This is a genomic window from Sinorhizobium chiapasense, assembly GCF_045277575.1.
Lineage (GTDB): Bacteria > Pseudomonadota > Alphaproteobacteria > Rhizobiales > Rhizobiaceae > Ensifer > Ensifer chiapasense_A.
On record NZ_CP144205.1, the window covers coordinates 903,514 to 918,882 of the forward strand.

Annotated in this window: 13 protein-coding genes; 7 read left to right on the plus strand and 6 right to left on the minus strand. The window is 62.0% G+C overall.

Translation table 11 applies throughout. From position 1 onward, the window contains the following. Nucleotides 1-226: 226 nt before the first annotated feature. The 7 genes from fabD (at nucleotide 227) to gmk (ending at nucleotide 7,399) form a co-directional block, all read left to right on the plus strand. On the plus strand, nucleotides 227-1,171 hold the full coding sequence (gene fabD / locus QM996_RS04380; protein ID WP_500269453.1) for an ACP S-malonyltransferase: 945 nt from the start codon (nucleotides 227-229) through the stop codon (nucleotides 1,169-1,171). A 39-nt stretch (nucleotides 1,172-1,210) separates the two neighbouring features. After that, nucleotides 1,211-1,948 (plus strand): 3-oxoacyl-[acyl-carrier-protein] reductase, encoded by a 738-nt coding sequence (fabG, locus tag QM996_RS04385; protein ID WP_173516061.1) that lies wholly within the window; start codon nucleotides 1,211-1,213, stop codon nucleotides 1,946-1,948. A gap of 330 nt (nucleotides 1,949-2,278) precedes the next feature. Beyond that, nucleotides 2,279-2,515, plus strand: coding sequence for an acyl carrier protein (locus tag QM996_RS04390; protein WP_003531676.1), 237 nt, complete (start codon nucleotides 2,279-2,281; stop codon nucleotides 2,513-2,515). Between the two features lie 216 nt (nucleotides 2,516-2,731). After that, nucleotides 2,732-3,997, plus strand: coding sequence for a beta-ketoacyl-ACP synthase II (gene fabF, locus QM996_RS04395; protein WP_429808430.1), 1,266 nt, complete (start codon nucleotides 2,732-2,734; stop codon nucleotides 3,995-3,997). 553 nt (nucleotides 3,998-4,550) lie between these two features. Then, nucleotides 4,551-5,750 (plus strand): endolytic transglycosylase MltG, encoded by a 1,200-nt coding sequence (mltG, locus tag QM996_RS04400; protein ID WP_173516063.1) that lies wholly within the window; start codon nucleotides 4,551-4,553, stop codon nucleotides 5,748-5,750. A 98-nt stretch (nucleotides 5,751-5,848) separates the two neighbouring features. Continuing rightward, a complete protein-coding gene (locus QM996_RS04405) occupies nucleotides 5,849-6,736 on the plus strand; it encodes a YicC/YloC family endoribonuclease (protein WP_247957855.1) in 888 nt (295 codons plus the stop codon). Nucleotides 6,737-6,739: 3 nt separating this feature from the next. Further along, on the plus strand, nucleotides 6,740-7,399 hold the full coding sequence (gene gmk, locus QM996_RS04410; RefSeq protein ID WP_247957854.1) for a guanylate kinase: 660 nt from the start codon (nucleotides 6,740-6,742) through the stop codon (nucleotides 7,397-7,399). Nucleotides 7,400-7,438: 39 nt separating this feature from the next. On the opposite strand, the gene rsmA is transcribed toward gmk, so the two are convergent. The 6 genes from rsmA to lptF all read right to left on the minus strand — a co-directional run bounded on the left by rsmA (nucleotide 7,439) and on the right by lptF (nucleotide 15,030). After that, nucleotides 7,439-8,266: a ribosomal RNA small subunit methyltransferase A gene (gene rsmA, locus QM996_RS04415; protein WP_500269454.1), complete on the minus strand. Its 828-nt coding sequence runs from the start codon at nucleotides 8,264-8,266 to the stop codon at nucleotides 7,439-7,441. Then, the gene (gene pdxA, locus QM996_RS04420) at nucleotides 8,266-9,294 is read right to left on the minus strand and encodes a 4-hydroxythreonine-4-phosphate dehydrogenase PdxA (protein WP_500269455.1); all 1,029 of its coding nucleotides are present in this window, start codon (nucleotides 9,292-9,294) and stop codon (nucleotides 8,266-8,268) included. The genes rsmA and pdxA overlap by 1 nt, the downstream gene beginning before the upstream one ends. A gap of 13 nt (nucleotides 9,295-9,307) precedes the next feature. After that, complete coding sequence (locus QM996_RS04425; protein ID WP_173516068.1) at nucleotides 9,308-10,246, minus strand: SurA N-terminal domain-containing protein; 939 nt, start codon at nucleotides 10,244-10,246, stop codon at nucleotides 9,308-9,310. A 187-nt stretch (nucleotides 10,247-10,433) separates the two neighbouring features. Next, nucleotides 10,434-12,785: an LPS-assembly protein LptD gene (locus QM996_RS04430; RefSeq protein WP_173516069.1), complete on the minus strand. Its 2,352-nt coding sequence runs from the start codon at nucleotides 12,783-12,785 to the stop codon at nucleotides 10,434-10,436. Then, on the minus strand, nucleotides 12,785-13,867 hold the full coding sequence (gene lptG / locus QM996_RS04435; RefSeq protein ID WP_500270252.1) for an LPS export ABC transporter permease LptG: 1,083 nt from the start codon (nucleotides 13,865-13,867) through the stop codon (nucleotides 12,785-12,787). Before lptG ends, QM996_RS04430 begins: the two co-directional genes overlap by 1 nt. Then, nucleotides 13,861-15,030, minus strand: coding sequence for an LPS export ABC transporter permease LptF (gene lptF, locus QM996_RS04440; RefSeq protein WP_500269456.1), 1,170 nt, complete (start codon nucleotides 15,028-15,030; stop codon nucleotides 13,861-13,863). The genes lptG and lptF overlap by 7 nt, the downstream gene beginning before the upstream one ends. Nucleotides 15,031-15,369 lie beyond the last annotated feature (339 nt).

Here is a 15,369-nt window from a genome sequence, read left to right on the forward strand (position 1 = left end):
TTGATTGTTGAAGATCAAGGGCAAAAGGCGCCGTCGGCCCCGTCCGTACGGGCCTGCAAGCTTGACTCGCCGTTCAGGAATGTGAATGGAGAGGAAACCGGAGCGGGGTTGGGGAAAAGTGTTTGCGGTTTTCGCCCGCATCCCGCTCCAACTCATAAGAACCGATCACTATGATTTCGTGTCGCGCCGACCCGAAATCATAGTGATCTAGGGAAGGGACTATCCCATGAGCATTGCATTCACGTTTCCCGGCCAGGGCAGCCAGGCTGTCGGCATGGGCAAGGATCTGGCGGACGCCTTTCCGGAAGCGGCAGCCGTTTTTTCCGAAGTCGACGAGGCGCTCGGCGAGAAGCTGTCCGAGATCATGTGGAACGGCCCCGAGGAAACGCTGACGCTGACCGCGAACGCGCAGCCCGCACTGATGGCCGTCTCGATGGCCGTCATCCGGGTGCTCGAAGCCAAGGGCCTCGACATCAAGTCCAAGGTCTCCTTCGTCGCCGGCCATTCGCTGGGCGAATATTCGGCACTCTGTGCCGCCGGTACCTTCTCGATCGCCGACACGGCGCGTCTCCTGCGCATCCGCGGCAACGCGATGCAGGCGGCCGTCCCGGTCGGCAAGGGCGCGATGGCCGCGATCATCGGCCTGGAGTATGCCGACGTCGAAGCCGTTTGCCGCGAAGCTTCGGCGCTCGGCTCCTGCCAGATCGCCAACGACAACGGCGGCGGCCAGTTGGTGATTTCCGGCGAGAAGGTGGCCGTCGAGAAGGCTGCCGCACTGGCATCCGAAAAGGGCGCCAAGCGCGCTCTGATGCTGCCGGTCTCCGCTCCCTTCCATTCGAGCCTGATGGCGCCGGCCGCCGACGCCATGCGCGAGGCTCTCACCAAGGTCGAGAAGCGCAATCCCGTCGTACCCGTGATCGCCAACGTGCTGGCCGCACCTGTCAGCGATGCCGGCGAGATTGCCCGGCTGCTGGTGGAGCAGGTCACGGGCCAGGTCCGCTGGCGCGAGACGGTCGAGTGGTTTGCCGCCAACAACGTCACGACGCTCTACGAGCTCGGTTCCGGCAAGGTCCTGACCGGGCTTGCCCGCCGGATCGACAAGACCGTCAACGGTATTGCCGTCAATACGCCTGCCGATATCGACACCGCACTTGCCGCCTTGCTCGCCTGAGCGATCGCGTAAGCGCTCCAGTTACAAGGAATCAATCAGATGTTCGATCTTTCCGGCCGCAAGGCTCTCGTTACCGGTGCATCCGGTGGAATCGGTGAAGAAATTGCCCGCATGCTGCACGCCCAGGGCGCAACCGTCGGCCTGCACGGCACGCGCGTCGAAAAGCTGGAAGCGCTTGCCAACGAACTCGGCGATCGCGTGCAGCTCTTCCCGGCGAACCTTTCCGACCGTGCCGAAGTCAAGGCACTCGGCGAAAAGGCCGAGGCCGAACTCGGCGGCGTCGATATTCTCGTCAACAATGCCGGCATCACCAAGGACGGCCTCTTCGTGCGCATGAGCGATGAGGACTGGGACAGCGTTCTCGAAGTCAACCTGACTGCCGTCTTCCGCCTGACGCGCGAGCTCACCCATCCGATGATGCGCCGCCGCTTCGGCCGCATCGTCAACATCACCTCGATTGTCGGTGTCACGGGCAATCCGGGCCAGGCCAATTACTGTGCCTCCAAGGCCGGCATGATCGGCTTCTCGAAGTCCCTGGCGCAGGAGATCGCGACGCGCAACGTCACGGTCAACTGCGTCGCGCCCGGCTTCATCGAGAGCGCGATGACCGGTAAGCTGAACGACAAGCAGAAAGACGCGATCATGGGCGCGATCCCGATGAAGCGCATGGGCACCGGCGCGGAGATTGCGTCGGCCGTCGTCTACCTTGCGTCGAACGAGGCTGGCTACGTCACCGGCCAGACGATTCACGTCAATGGCGGTATGGCCATGATCTGATCCGGTTCGGGATGCGTCGCCCGTCGAGATTGTGCGACGGGCGATATTCAACGTCCCGGGATGCGCCTGCCAAATGCCTGAAATTCAATGTTGAGCAAGCGAATGTCAGGCATTTTCGGACTTTGCGACAGACTTAAACCGTGTTAATCGGGCCATGACTGTTAGCAGTCGACCGGTCCCGCCAGGTGTCCGGCAGCCTTGGCTGCCCTGGGTTTGCCGCAGTTCCGGTTGGATGGATTGCCGGGTAGCCCGTCTTGGTCTATCAGGCTTGAATAAGAGTACCGGTGCCGGAACAGGCGCCCACAGAAACGAAGGTCGAGGAACTCCGACATGAGCGATATCGCAGAACGCGTAAAGAAAATTGTTATTGATCATCTTGGCGTCGACGCCGAAAAGGTCAGCGAAGGCGCAAGCTTCATCGATGACCTCGGCGCGGACTCGCTCGACACCGTCGAACTGGTCATGGCTTTCGAAGAAGAATTCGGCGTTGAAATCCCGGACGATGCCGCTGACTCGATCCTGACCGTCGGCGACGCCGTCAAGTTCATCGAAAAGGCCCAGGCCTAATATCCAAGCGGCTACGGCCGTAGACGGGCCGCCTAAAGCGGCCCGTTTCAGCCCAAGGAAGTGGGCTGTCCCGCGAGCGCGGGTTTCGATCAGCAAGCGTTTTCCGCATTTTCCTCTGATCGTGAATAAGAACCTTAAAATGGATGCCCGGATCGGGTTCGTCACACGTGGTCCGATCCGGCTCTGAAATTGAAAAGTCAGGGTGGGTCGCGGACTATGAGACGTGTCGTTATCACCGGTACCGGCATGGTATCTCCCTTGGGTTGCGGAACTGAGGCGACGTGGGCGCGCCTTCTTGCCGGGCAGAATGCTGCGCGCAAGGTGACCGAATTCGAGGTCGAGGATCTTCCTGCCAAGATCGCCTGTCGCATTCCTTTCGGCGACGGCACCGACGCAACCTTCAACGCCGACGACTGGATGGAGCCGAAGGAGCAGCGCAAGGTCGATCCGTTCATCGTCTACGCGATGGCGGCCGCCGACATGGCGCTTGCCGACGCCGGCTGGAAGCCGGAGAGCAACGAGGACCAGATCGCGACCGGCGTCCTGATCGGTTCGGGTATCGGCGGTCTCGAAGGCATCGTCGAAGGCGGCTATACGCTGCGCGACAAGGGCCCCCGCCGCATTTCGCCGTTCTTCATTCCCGGCCGCCTCATCAACCTCGCCTCGGGCCAGGTGTCGATCCGCCACAAGCTGCGTGGCCCGAACCACTCGGTCGTCACCGCGTGCTCGACCGGCGCGCACGCCATCGGCGACGCGAGCCGTCTGATTGCGCTCGGCGATGCCGACGTCATGGTTGCCGGCGGTGCGGAATCGCCGATCTGCCGGATCTCGCTTGCGGGCTTCGCAGCCTGCAAGGCCCTGTCGACCCAGCACAACGACAACCCGGAAAAGGCATCGCGTCCCTACGATGTCGATCGTGACGGCTTCGTCATGGGCGAGGGCGCCGGCGTCGTCATCCTCGAAGAGCTCGAGCACGCCAAGGCCCGCGGCGCGAAGATCTATGCGGAAGTCGTCGGTTACGGCCTTTCCGGCGACGCCTTCCACATCACCGCTCCGTCGGAAGATGGCGATGGCGCCTATCGCTGCATGCAGATGGCGCTGAAGCGCGCCGGCCTGACGGCGGCCGACGTCGACTATATCAACGCCCACGGCACCTCGACCATGGCGGACACGATCGAGCTTGGCGCCGTCGAGCGCCTGGTCGGCGAGCATGCGTCGAAGATCTCCATGTCCTCGACCAAGTCGGCGATTGGCCATCTGCTCGGCGCTGCCGGCGCTGTCGAAGCGATCTTCTCGGCACTCGCGATTCGCGACAACATCGCGCCGCCGACGCTCAACCTCGACAATCCGTCGGTGGAAACCAAGATCGACCTCGTGCCGCACGTCGCGCGCAAGCGCGAGATCAACGTGGCGCTGTCGAACTCCTTCGGCTTCGGCGGCACCAACGCGTCGCTGGTCCTGCGCCGCTACACGGGCGCCTGATCGGGCCCTGCCTTTCATCGGATCGGTCCAACAAGTCGGTCCGATGATCCTGCTTTTGCCGCATTGCTCGCTACAAGCATGATTTGGGAGGATGCAACGCCATCGCGCGATGCTTGCCGACCGCTATGTTCGCGCAAGGCATATCTGTCAGATTGCCATTTAGCTATTGCCGGGAACATGTCGCCCGCCCAGTGGTAACCGGGGGCGGCACGTTCCGAACGGCTGCCTGTCTCCTTAAATCCATCCGATTTAAGGAGAAAGCAGGCAGCCATTTAGAGTGTTACAGCGACCTTAATGCGTCCTATAAGGCGTACGGTTCTGTAAAGTGTCAGCCGTCCGTCGCCTTCTCTTGAATAGGCGGTGAACCGACACATTTCTGTGGTTCCTGGTGCCAAGGCACTGCGCCGCAGGTCTATTGTGATGAAGACTGCGGAACGCCGCCCGCCAGGTCGGCGCCGGTTATGAAATTGACTTAAGCCTGCCATGGTCCAGTCCGAAATTCGCACCGGGGCAGGAAGAGAATGAGGCTGCGAATTTCGGGTTCGGGATAATCGTGAGCGACTCAAACGATAACGGCGCGGCGCAATTCGGCCGCAATGAAAACGCGAGCAACGGGCCGATCATTCCGAAATCGGCCAACGAGGCGCTGCGGCCGGAAAAGGTGCCGCAGCCCCCGAAGCGGTCGCGCAAGGCGCGCAGCCAGGTGGTGATCTTCCTGAACTTCGTGATGACCATCATCGTCTTCGCGGCGCTCGCCGCCGCCGGCACGGTCTACTACGCCATGCATCAGTACGAGAAGCCGGGTCCGCTGCAGGCAAACCAGAACTTCATCGTCAGGAGCGGCGCCGGCATGAGCGAGATCGCCAGCGGTCTCGAGCGCAGCAACATCATTACCGACGCGCGCGTCTTCCGCTTTGTCTCGGAAGCCTATCTCGACAATGAGACGCTGAAGGCCGGCGAGTATGAAATCAAGGCCGGCTCGTCGATGCAGGACGTGATGCAGCTTCTGAAGTCGGGCAAATCGATCCTCTATTCCGTTTCTCTGCCCGAAGGCCTGACCGTCAAGCAGATGTTCCACAAGCTTTCCGACGATCCGGTTCTGGTCGGCGATCTGCCGAAGGAGCTTCCGCCGGAAGGCTCGCTGATGCCGGACACCTACAAGTTCACACGCGGCACCAAACGCGGCGAGATTGTCCAGCAGATGGTTGCCGCCCAGAAGGCGCTGGTCGATCAGATCTGGGAGAAGCGTGATCCGAACCTGCCGGTTTCGACGGTCGAGGAACTCGTTACGCTTGCTTCGATCGTCGAGAAGGAAACCGGTCGCGCCGACGAACGGCCGCGAGTCGCCTCCGTCTTCATCAACCGGCTCGACAAGGGCATGCGGCTGCAGTCCGACCCGACGATCATCTACGGCATTTTCGGCGGCGACGGAAAGCCGGCGGACCGTCCGATCCTGAAGTCCGACATCGACAAGCAGACGCCCTACAATACCTATATCATCAAGGGCTTGCCGCCGACGCCGATCGCCAATCCGGGCCGTGCGGCGCTGGAGGCAGTCGCCAATCCGTCGCGTACGCCGGAACTCTACTTCGTGGCCGACGGCTCGGGCGGCCATGTTTTCGCCGAGACTTTGGACGAGCACAACGCGAACGTAAGGCGTTGGCGCAAGGCGGAAGCCGAGAAGGCAGCGGAAGCCGCGAAGGCTGCCACGGATGCTGCAGTGGCTGAACCGGCAGCAGCGCAGCCGCAATAAACGCTGCATTGTGGACGGATAGATCACGGCGCGGATATCCCTTGCGGGATGCCGCGCCGTCGCCGTATTGCTTCTGCTGAAACACAACGGAGGTGACGATGCCGCTCCAATCGATGACCGGCTTTGCCCGCAGGGAAGGCAGCAGTGGCCGCCGCCGTTGGGCCTGGGAACTGCGCTCCGTCAATGGCAAGGGTCTTGATCTCAGGTTGCGCCTGCCGCAAGGGCTCGAACGCTTCGAGCCCGAAGTGCGCAAACTCGCGGCAGATTATTTCTCGCGTGGCAATCTCCAGATCGGACTTTCCGTCAGCGGCGCAGAAGCAACCGTCGAGGCGGTGGTCAATCAGGGCGCGCTGACGGCGGTCTTGAACTTGCGCGAACAGCTCGGCGATCTCGTTGACCCGGCGCCCCTGAAATTTGACACGCTTCTCTCCATCCGCGGGATTGTCGATTTTCGCGAACCGGAAGAAAGCGAAGAGGAGCGTGCCGCCCTTGATACGGACATCCTCGAAGGGCTGAGGCTCGCACTTTCCGATCTCCGCGCCATGCGTGAGGAGGAGGGGGCCGCGCTCTGTCAGATCCTGCTGGCGCAGGTCGAAGGCATCGAGGCACTCACGGCGACCGTGGAGGCCGATCCGTCGCGTAGCGCCGCGGCGATCGCCGACCGGCTTGCCCAACAGGTGGCCCTGGTGATGGACAACGGCTCCTCGCTCGACCGGGAACGCCTTTACGCCGAAGTGGCGCTGCTCGCCACCAAGGCCGATCTTCGGGAAGAGATCGACCGGCTTGGCTCCCACATCGCAGCGGCGCGTGAGCTGCTGGCGAAGGGCGGGCCCGTCGGCCGCAAGCTTGATTTCCTGGCACAGGAATTTAACCGAGAATCGAATACGATCTGTTCCAAGTCGAATGCGGCCGCCGTTTCGGCCGCCGGTATCGAACTCAAGGTCGTCATCGACCAGTTCCGCGAACAGGTCCAGAATCTGGAGTAACGCATGACCCAGGCGACCCCTTCGCCCATCAAGATTGCCCGTCGTGGGCTGATGCTCGTCATTTCCTCGCCCTCGGGCGCCGGCAAGTCGACGATTGCGCGCAATCTCCTGGAAGCCGATCCGGAGATGAGCATCTCCGTCAGCGTGACGACGCGCCAGCGCCGTCCGAGCGAAATCGATGGGCGGCATTATCACTTCAAATCGATCCGGGAATTCGAGGCGTTGCGGGCGACCGACTCGCTGCTCGAATGGGCGGAGGTGCACGGCAATTTCTACGGCACGCCACGCGATGCCGTCGAAGCGGCGATGGCCGCCGGTCGCGACATGCTCTTCGATATCGATTGGCAGGGCGCCCAGCAGCTCCAGGAAAAGATGGCCGGCGACGTCGTGTCGATCTTCATCCTGCCGCCGTCGATGACCGAGCTGCAGTCACGCCTGCACCGCCGGGCCGAAGACAGTGAAGAGGTGATTGCGACGCGGCTTGCCAACTCGCGCGCCGAGATCGAGCACTGGCGCGAGTATGATTACATCGTGCTCAACGACGACCTCGATCGCGCTTTCGCCTCGGTGCGGGCGATCGTCGAGGCGGAACGGCTTCGTCGCGACCGACGCCCGGGCCTGTTCGATTTCGTTAATGGGCTTCTGACGGAAAATCCGTTCTGAGGCGAGGGGAGTGGCCGGCCTGCCGGCCACCAACAGGGCTCAGAGGCAGTTTGCCAGGCGGCAGAATTCTTCCACCGAAAGCGTCTCGGCCCGCCGCTGCGGGTCGATATCGGCTTTTGCCAGCAGGGTTTCGCCGCCAAGCGGCTTGAGGCTTTGCCGCAGCATTTTGCGGCGCTGGCCGAAGGCGGCATGCGTCACCTTCTCGAGTGCCGAAACGGAGCAGGGGATCGGGTTCTCCACGGGCTCCAGATGGACCACCGATGAGGTCACCTTCGGCGGCGGGGTGAAGGCTTGCGGCGGCACGTCGAAAGCCATCCGCGCCCTGGTGCGCCAGCCGCAGAGCACCCCGAGCCGTCCGTAGTGATCGTCATCCGCTTCGGCGACGATCCTGAGGCCCACTTCCCGCTGGAACATCAGCGTCAGCGATTGCCAGAAGGGCGGCCAGCGTTGAGGCAACAGCCAGTTGACGAGCAATTGGGTGCCGACATTGTAGGGCAGGTTGGCGATGATCTTGACCGGCCCACCGTCGGCAAGCGTCTCGAACGGTGTTTTCAGGGCGTCGCCTTCGATCACCTGCAACCGGTCCGGATAGTGCGCGCCAATTTCGGCAAGCGCCGGCACGCAGCGCGAGTCGCGCTCGATCGCGATGACCTTCTTGGCTCCGAGGGCCAGAATGGCGCGCGTCAGGCCGCCGGGACCAGGGCCGACTTCGATAACCGTCACGCCTTCGAGCGAACCGGCGGTCCGGGCGATCTTCTGTGTCAGATTGAGGTCGAGCAGGAAGTTCTGGCCCAACGCCTTCCTGGCGTCGAGGCCATGGCGCTGGATTACGTCGCGCAGCGGAGGAAGACCGTCGAGCGCGGCCATCAGCGGATATCTCCTGGGGCGTTGGCCGCGAGCATCGCGGCAAGATCAAGTGCCGCCCTCAGGCTGTCGTCGCGGGCGACGCCTTTGCCGGCAAGGCTGAAGGCCGTGCCGTGGTCAGGCGACGTGCGGATGAAGGGAAGGCCGAGCGTGACATTGACGCTGTCGTCGAAGCCGAGCGCCTTGGCTGGGATCAGCGCCTGATCGTGATACATGCAGATCGCAACGTCGTAGGTCGCGCGCGCCCGATCATGGAACATCGTATCCGCCGGCAGGGGACCCACGGCATCGATCCCCTCGGCCCGCAGACGGTCGATTACGGGGCGGATGACGGCGTTATCCTCAAGGCCGAGCGCACCGTTTTCGCCGGCGTGAGGGTTGAGACCGGCGATTGCGAGGCGCGGTCGCTCGAGCCCGAAACGGTTGCGCAGATCAGCCGCCGTAATCGCACAGGTGCGATAGATGAGATCCGGTGTTAACTGGCCCGGTACTTCCTTCAGCGGGATGTGGATGGTGACCGGAACCGCGCGTAGCTTCGGTCCGGCCAGCATCATGACCGGCAGAACGGTTTGTCCGGTCGCCTTCTCCGCGAGATCCGCCAGGTATTCGGTGTGGCCGGGAAAACGGAAACCGGCGTCGTAGAGAACCGCCTTGGCGATCGGGTTGGTCACGACGGCCGAGGCTTCTCCAGCGGTGACGAGTTGCACCGCCGTATCGATCGCCTTGATGACGGCGCTGGCATTGGCGGTGTCGGGATAGCCCGCCGTAACCGGGGCAGGGCAGGTGAGCGGCAGAATCGGCAGCGCCGCATCGAACACGGCAACGGCGCCAGCACAATCCGTTTCCCGCACGGGAACCGAATAGCCGAGCATGGCCGCCCGCGCGGCAAGCACCGAAGGATCGCCAATGAAAAGGAAAGGTGCCGTCGCGTGCTCGCGGCGGCCAAGCCAGGCGGAAAGGCTGATATCCGGCCCGATACCGGCCGGATCGCCCATGGTCAGGGCGAGTGGCCCGCCGGTTGGTTCGCGCATGTTACCGCTGTGCTTACTTGTTGACGATCTGCGCTTTCTTGCGCAGTTCCTCGAGATACTTTTCGCTGTTCGGGTCTTCTCCGCCCGTTTTCTTCTTGCCGATATCCTCGGCGCGGAAGACGATTTCTGCGGCCGTGTCGTCGTTGACCTCACGCTTCTTGCAGATCGCCAGGTATTCGACGCCCTTTTCGGTTACGCGAGTTCCGGTCGTGCCGTTTTCGCCGGCCTTTTCGACCAGGGGCTTCCATTCGTCCGGCAATTGCTGGGCGAGCATACGACCGAGATTGCGGATCGAAACGTCGCGATAGTTGGCGGCAAACACCTTGGAGGTCTCGCAGCCCGGGAACTGCGACCGCGAGGCATTTGCCTCAGCCTGCCGCTTCGCCGTGATGGCGCCGCGCTTCTTTTCGGGAATGACGAAGATCACCTGCTGCAGGAAGTATTCGGTCGTCACCGGCTTGTTGCCGCCGCCTTCCATCATCCGCTTGACGAGATCGGCGCCCTGCAGCCGGCTCGAATTGCCGTAGCGGAAGTTGACCGCGCGCGGCCAGCTCATCTGGACAGCGATATACTGCTTGAAATGCTCGACGCCGACGCCCGCCTGGTCGAGGATCTTGCCGAGCTGTTCTGGTGAAAGCTTGTTGCCTCCGGCAAAGCGGGCAAAGGCGGCATCGACTTCCTGCGTGCTCACCGACTGCCCGAGCCGGGCGATCTCGGCGCGCTTCAGCACTTCGTCGACAAGCTGCTTCTTGGCTTCGTCTGCTCCGCCCTTTTGACGCTGCAGGCGGATGAATGCGACACGTTTGGCAATATCGCCCGAGGTGATCACGGTGTTGTTGACCGTTACCTTGACCTGACTTGCAGCCTGCGCACCGGCACATGCCGCGATGCTCAGGGCCCCGGCCACAGCCAATACCGAAAGCGTCCTCGAGATCGACATTTTCCCGCCCATTACCTTTTCCTGTTTGCCGGACGATCACTGTCGTCGGGTCTTGTCCGCCTACCGGCGTTGCGCCGTTGCCTTATCTTGTCGGAGGAAATGCATAATACATGCGGCCAAACGATGACAAGACCGTTTGAGCAGCCCAAAATTGCGAGAGGGGGCGAACTTCGCGTTTCGCCCCCTCGTTCCAATGATCTTAATAGTAATCCAGCTCTTCGAACTTGGTGTCGCCGACATTGACGTCGCCGAGGGTACGGAAGCTGATCCTGGCACCGATCGACCAATCGTTCGCCAGCGTGCTGCTGGTATCGCGTTCCTGCTTGTAGACGATCGAGAACAGGGTGTCCTGATCGTCGTAGGTAATGCCGAAGCCGTTGCGCGAGATGACGTCCCGGTTGATGTCGTAGGTGATGGCACCAAAGACTGACCAATAGTCGTGGAACTTATAGGCGGCGGCCGTCTGGATTTCGTCCTGATCCACCTGCGAGCCATAAAGCGGCTGCGCTTCGATGCGCGTATAGGTCATCGCCGCCTGCCACGTCGTGCCGAGGTACCCGACGGTCGCATCGGCACGGCGCAGTGCCAGATCCTTTTCGTCGAGACGGCCCGAGAGGCTCGCCATCAGGCCGGACGGCGCATCGATGCCGAACATCGCGACATAGTCCGAGCGCTTCGTTTCCAGGCCGGATTCCGCGCCGACCTTCACCAGGTCGTCGGTTGCAAAGGAGTTCAGGCCTCCGAGATGGAAGGATTGGCCGACGATGCCGCGCAGGCCGTAGCCACTGTCGAAGGTACCGGTATAACGGAAGCCGACATTGGCGCGCGTGCCACCTTCCACTCGGTCGAAGCCGGAGAACTTGTCGCGATCGAAAAGGTTGGTCGCGTCGAACACGAAGCTCTGAGCGTCTTCGTTCGGCAGACCGCCAGCGTCCTGTTCGTCAGGGCGCGCATAGAGCTGAGCGATCGGCTCAAGCACATGGCTGCTGTCCTCGCCGACGAAGAGGATCGGGTAGCGGGCTTCGAGACCGGCGGTCAACATGCGTCGCGTCGTGGCGTCGCTGGTGTTGTAGTCGCCGGTATAGAGCGGGCCAGGCGCGTCCATGTTCAGCCCGAGTGCATCGCCGCGTGCCGCCAGCAGCGGTGTGACGACGAGACCGCCGGGGGCGATGAACGTGCGTTTCCATTCAAGCTCGCCCGTCAGGCGATGGGTTGTGCCTTCCAGACCGCGGAAGCGATCGACGACGCCTGGGACGGCCTCGAAGTCCAGCCGATTGCGCTTGATGTTAGTGAGGTTGACGGTCGCCGAAAGTTCGCCGCCCAATATGGGCTGCGGCGCCTTGTAGGAGTAATCGAGCACCTGCGCCGCAGGCTGCTGGTTTTCCTTGATGCTGTTCGGATCCGCGTCCTGAATGTCGAAGTAGAAGGCGCGCAGGTCGAAGTAGTTTCGCTTGCCGAGCCCGGTCAAATAGGCCTGGTTGACATAGGTCGTTCCGTCGAAGTTCGACAGTTCGTAGGTCTTGGCGAAGTTGGCGTCCGACTGGACGAGAACGTTCCAGCCGAACGTCCAGCGCGGATTGATCTCGAACTCGGCCTTCGACGCGATCATGCCGCGATTGGTCTTCTCCGCGTCGACCGTGCCGGGCGTGAACTTGCTCTTGTCGAGCTGGCTGATGCCGGCAACGTTCAGCGTATGGAAGCCGTTGTGGAACCGCTGGCGGAACTCGCCCTCCAGCAGGAAGCCCTGTCGGGTCAGGCCCGTGACGGTTGCCGTCGCGTCCATATAGGGCGAGATCGCCCAGTAGTAGGGGACGCCGACGCCGACGCCGAGCTTCTGCGCCGAGCGGAACGTCGGGAACAGGAAGCCGCTCTTGCGCTTGACCGTATGGTCGGGCAGTTCCATCACCGGAATATAGGCGATCGGCTTGCCGAAGAGCTCGAAGCGGGCGTTCTCCAGGCGAATCGTCCGCGTGCGGCCGTTCTGAATGACGCGCTGCGCCTTGATATGCCACAGCGAGCGATGTTCCGGCTTGGTCGCGCAGGGTGTGCAGGCCGTGTAGACGGCCTCGTTCAGGATGAATTCCTCGCCGTTCCGGCGCTCGCCGCTCGTTGCGGCAAGCCGGGTCAGGTCGGTGGTTTCGATGCGCATCTGCTCAAGGAAACCGTTGCCGAAATCGTCGGTGACGTCCATCTTGTCGGCGTAGACGACATTGCCGCCTGGCTCGACGAACTGGATGTCCCCGGATGCATAGATGCGGCCATTCTTCTGGTCGTACTCGACCTGACGGGCCACCATCTTGTAGCCGCCGTAGTCGATCTGCACGTTGCCGCGCACGATCACCTTCTCGGCGTCCTTGTTGTAGACGAGCTCATTGGCGGACAGAAGCAGCTTGGCGTCTTCTGGCATGTTCGGACGCAGCGAATCGAGGCGGTCCGAAGTCTGCTGCGCCATCGCAGGCGCACTCATTCCCATGGCAAGTGTCTGCAGCGCCACGCCTGCGAGCAGGGTAGCGTTGATCAGCGTCATGCGTTTGCGGTTCACTACCGCCACTAGCCATCCTCCTGATTTAAAAGAATCGTCGAGCCCAGCGCCATCGCTACAACAACTGGCAACCAGGCTGCAACGAAAGGAGGCACAATGCCGCTGCTCCCGAATGCTTTGACAAGCACGGTGACGACATAAAGCACGAAGCCTGAAAGGATGCCACCGAGAATTACGGAGCGAGATTGGTTGAACCGGCTAAATTTGAGCGACACGCAGGCGGCGATCAGCGTCATGGCGACGAGAAGCAGCGGCAGCGAGAGCATCGAGTGGAATTGGGTTTCCATGGCATTGGTTGAAAAACCGAAGGAGCGAGCCACTTCGATCTTGCCGGGCAGGTCAAAAAACTGAATGGAATCAGCCTTTGCAAGACGTTCCTGAACAAACTCAGCCTTCAGATTGGTGCTGAGTTGTGCTGTTTTTAGACGACGCGGCAGTTGTCCGTTGCGCGTTTCCGTTACCTCGTTAAGAAGCCAGTAACCATCTTCGAGTTTCGCCGAGGCCGCATCCTGTCTCAGAATGATCGAGCCCTGTGGATCGAAGTGGATGACGGTGACGTTGAGGAGCGTCGTACCGTTGTCCTGAACCGAGCGCGCGCCGATGATCGTATCGGTCCCGTTGTAGATCTGTCTGAGCCACGGAATCGACCCCGCGTCGGAGGAACGCGAGGCGCCCCATTCCGCCAGCAGCGCCTCCCCACGTTTCGTTCCCCAGGCCGCCAGCGGGTTGAGCGCGATCACGGCGAGCACGCCGAAGAGGAAGGCGCCAAGCACGAACGGGCGCAGGAACTGCCAGACGGAAATACCTGCGGCGCGGGTCACGACCAGTTCGTAGCGCCGGTTGAGGGAGATCAGCGCCGCCATTGCCGAAAACAGCGCCACAAACGGAATCGTCTGCTGCAGGATCAGCGGGATGCGAAGCGCGGTCATCAGCAGGGCGCCGGTGATCGAATAATGCGGCAGGTTCGCCAGGCGGCTTGCCTGCTCGCTGAAGTCGATGATGAAGATCAGCGAGAAGATGCCGACGAGAAACCAGAAAGTGGTGACCACGTAGCGGATGAAGAAGTAGCGTCCGAGCGTGCCCATCATGATGGCTGCCCTCCCTCGGCGTCACGCCGCACCAGGCGCAGGCGTACCAGGAGATCCTGCAGCTTTTCCTGCCAGGTCATCGGGATGTCGAGGCGCTTGTTGCTCACGAGCTGGTGAATGCAGAGCGCACCGGCTGCAAGTGGCACGATGTACATCAGCGGTACGAACCAGATGGAATCCTCGGCGCTGTTGCCGGCATAGAAGGTCATCCAGCGGATGAGCAGCGCCGTTCCGAGCGCGCTCACCATGGGATGGAGGCGGGCTTCCCGGTGAGAGCGCGCATCGCTGCTGAACACCAGTGCGATCAAGCCGAACAGCAGCGGGAACGTCCACTCCGTCAGGCGGCGGTTGATCTCGGCGGTAAAGGCAAGCGGCTTGTTCTTGTAGACCTGATCGTTCGGATCGGGATTGAGCAGTCCGGCGAGGTCCCGGTCCTTCGCCCGGATCGTCGCCTCGCGCGTCGTCTTGGTCATATCGGCAAGGTCGAAGGCATAGGAATCGAACTTGATGATCGAGACACTGCCGTCAGGCAGTTTGCGTTGCACCTCGCCGTCCTTCATCACCAGCGCAGAGCTTTTTTCGTCGACCGCGCCTTCGCGGGCGTAATAGACGAGTTCGAAGGCGGGATTGCGCGAATCGGCAACGAAGATGCCCTGCAACACGCCGCCGCTTCGCCGCGCGCCGACCTGGACATAAAGTCCGTCCGCAACTTTGCGGAACGAGTTCTCCTGAACGACGGACGACAGCAGGTCGGCATTGGCGGTCGCCAGCATCTTGCGTACCGAAACGCGCGAATACGGTTCGACGAAATTGTCGACGGCGAAAGACAGGACGCTCAGGCCCACTGCCAGGTAGATGACCGGCCGGATGATGGCCATGCGCGAGCTGCCGGCGGCGTTGAGCACCGTCAGTTCCGAATCGGTGTTCATCGTGGTGAGCGTCTGGGTGACGCCGATGACCAGGGCGAAGGGCAGGATGATCGGGACGACCGAAGGCAGGATGAGCGTTGCCAGCTTGGCGAAGGCCAGAACCGACTGGCCGCTGTCGGTGACCAGATTGACGTTGGCAAGCGCCTGCGTCGTCCACACGATGCCGAGCAATGGCAGGAGTGTCGCGAGGAACATGATCAAGGCACGCCGGAATATGTAGCGTTCGATCAGCTTCATGCCCGTGTCCGGTCCAAAATCCTGCTCATGTTTCTGTTCCGGCGGCGGCGTCGGGCCGGGCTTTGCCCGGGTCCAAGCCGAAGCCTGATTCCTGCCTGCTATTCGCGTCGCTCAAATTGTGAAGCAACAGGGATAATTTAAGGCGAAGAACCTCGGTTAACCGCATGTAAACATCCGGCGGCATCTTGCCAAGCGGTTGAAAAGCGAGAAGGGTGCCGGCCACAGCTTTGACGGTGGCGAATGTTGCGAATATTTTCCACTGTAACCGCCCGGTAACAGGACGGATCGCCCAAGCCTCGCCGTGTCATCCCAACGCGTCGCGGCCATCATCACCTTGCC